This is a genomic window from Pantoea sp. R102, from assembly GCF_004916815.1.
Lineage (GTDB): Bacteria > Pseudomonadota > Gammaproteobacteria > Enterobacterales > Enterobacteriaceae > Pantoea > Pantoea dispersa.
Window position 1 is genome coordinate 1 of record NZ_SDFT01000236.1, and the last position, 2729, is coordinate 2729.

1 protein-coding gene is annotated in these 2729 nt (G+C 59.3%); it reads left to right on the forward strand.

What is annotated here, in order from left to right:
- The first annotated feature begins 295 nt into the window (after positions 1–295).
- On the forward strand, positions 296–2593 hold the full coding sequence (gene bglX / locus ERD80_RS20565; RefSeq protein WP_058769482.1) for a beta-glucosidase BglX: 2298 nt from the start codon (positions 296–298) through the stop codon (positions 2591–2593).
- Positions 2594–2729 lie beyond the last annotated feature (136 nt).

Consider the following 2729-nt stretch of genomic DNA (forward strand, 5'->3'; position numbering starts at 1 on the left):
ACCGCCAGCGCATCGCCCTCGCCGGAACGGAAACCCTTACGATAGCGCGCGGTCTGCTCTGCATCGGTCAGCAGCTGTGCTGCGCCGACCAGACGGCGCAGCTCGGACAGCAGGGCAGGGTGTGAGGTGTTGTTATTCATTAGCCTATCCTTGTCGTTAACGTGGCGTTTCTACTGTAGCACGCGTCGGCCACGGGGGCGCAGTGTGACAATGGCGGCTACCTGCTATCCTCATCTTGTGGCACACTGCCCCGGTTATTTCGATATTGCGCAGTTACTTAAGAGAACCCGACCTGATGAAATGGATTTACTCTGTTAGCCTCGCTGTTTCCCTTGCCGTGCAACCCGCGTTTGCGGACGACCTGTTCGGCCCCCATCCAATGACGGAACAGGCGCGCGACGCCTTTGTTAATCAGCTGCTGAGCAAAATGACGCTGGATGAAAAGATTGGGCAGATGCGCCTGATCAGCGTCGGTCCGGATACGCCAAAAGAGGCGATTCGCGACATGATTCAGCACGGCCAGGTCGGGGCGATTTTCAATACGGTAACGCGTCCGGATATCCGCGCCATGCAGGATCAGGTCATGCAGCTCAGCCGCCTGAAGGTGCCGCTGTTCTTTGCTTATGACGTGGTGCACGGCCAGCGCACCATTTTCCCGATTCCGCTCGGCCTCGCCGCCAGCTGGGATATGCAAGCCGTTAGCGAAGTGGGGCGCATCTCGGCCTATGAAGCGGCAGACGATGGCCTCAACATGACCTGGGCGCCAATGGTGGATGTGTCGCGCGAACCGCGCTGGGGCCGCGGCTCTGAAGGGTTTGGCGAGGATACCTATCTCACTTCGCAGATGGGCAGTGCGATGGTCAAAGCCATGCAGGGCAAGAGCGCCGCCGACCGCTACGCCATCATGACCAGCGTTAAACACTTTGCGGCTTACGGCGCAGTGGAAGGCGGTCGCGATTACAACACCGTCGACATGAGTCCGCAGCGCCTGTTCCAGGATTATCTGCCGCCGTATAAAGCTTCACTGGATGCCGGCAGCGGCGGCGTGATGGTGGCGCTCAACTCGCTGAACGGCACCCCGGCCACCGCCGACAGCTGGCTGCTGAAAGATATTCTGCGCAACGACTGGAAATTTAAAGGCATCACCATCAGCGATCACGGTGCCATCAAAGAGTTAATCAAACACGGCGTCGCCAGCGATCCGCAGGATGCCGTGCGCATTGCGCTGAAATCCGGCATCGACATGAGTATGAGCGACGAGTATTACAGCAAATACCTGCCGGGACTGGTGAAAAGTGGCGCGGTGAGCATGGCGGAAATCGACGATGCGGCCCGTCACGTGCTCAACGTTAAATATGACATGGGCCTGTTCAACGATCCGTACAGCCATCTCGGACCGAAAGGCAGCGATCCGCAGGACACCAATGCGGAAAGCCGCCTGCACCGGGCGGAAGCGCGCGACGTGGCGCGCCGCAGTATGGTGCTGCTGAAAAACTGGCATGAAACCCTGCCGCTGAAGAAAGAGGCCACCGTGGCGCTGGTGGGACCGCTGGCCGATAGCCAGCGCGATATTATGGGCAGCTGGTCGGCTGCGGGCGTGGCGAAGCAATCTGTCTCGCTGCTGCAGGGCATGCGCAGCGCCATGGCCGGCAAAGGCACCGTGCTGTATGCCAAAGGGGCCAATATTTCCGATAACAAAGGTATCCAGAACTTCCTCAACCTGTATGAGCAGGCGGTCAGCGTCGATGCCCGTTCGCCACAGCAGCTGATTGACGAAGCGGTCGCGCAGGCGAAAAAAGCGGACGTGGTAGTGGCGGCCGTGGGCGAGGCACAGGGCATGGCGCATGAAGCGTCGAGCCGCAGCGACCTGGTGATCCCGCCGAGCCAGCAGAAGCTGCTGGCGGCCCTGAAAGCCACCGGGAAACCGCTGGTGATTGTGCTGATGAATGGCCGTCCGCTGGCGCTGGTGAATGAGGACCGCATGGCGGATGCGATGCTGGAGACCTGGTTCAGCGGTACCGAAGGCGGTAACGCCATCGCCGATGTGCTGTTCGGTGATTACAACCCATCAGGCAAACTGCCGGTGTCATTCCCGCGCTCGGTCGGACAGATTCCAATTTATTACAATCATTTGCCAACCGGCCGTCCGTACAATTTCGAGAAGCCGAACAAGTACACCTCGCACTACTACGACGCGGTCAACGGTCCGCTCTATCCGTTTGGTTACGGTTTGAGCTATACCCAGTTCAGCGTGTCGCCGGTGAAGATGTCTGCACCAACCATGCCGCGTAACGGCACGGTGGAAGCCAGCGTGACGGTGACGAATACCGGCAAACGCGATGGTGCCACGGTGGTGCAGCTGTACCTGAACGATCCGGTTGCCAGTATCAGCCGTCCGGTGCAGGAGCTGCGCGGCTTCCAGCGCATCATGCTGAAGGCCGGCGAGTCGCAGACCGTGCGCTTTAAGATTGATGTCGATGCGCTGAAGTTCTGGAATCAGAAGATGCAGCACGTCGCCGAGCCGGGCAAATTCAACGTGATGATCGGTCTGGATTCGGTCAGAACCCAGGATGCGCAGTTCGATTATTTGTAATTGAGGGTTTGTTATCCTGGTTTCCCTCACCCTAACCCTCTCCCGGCGGGAGAGGGAACCGATCAAACCGACTTTTAGCGGATATTATCCTCTGACCTGCCCGCTTCAGCGGACTGCCCCCTCTCCCGCGCGCGGG

Coding starts and splice junctions, on each gene's coding strand:
- bglX (WP_058769482.1), top strand. CDS start 296: ATGAAATGGATTTACTCTGTTAGCCTCGCTGTTTCCCTTGCCGTGCAA.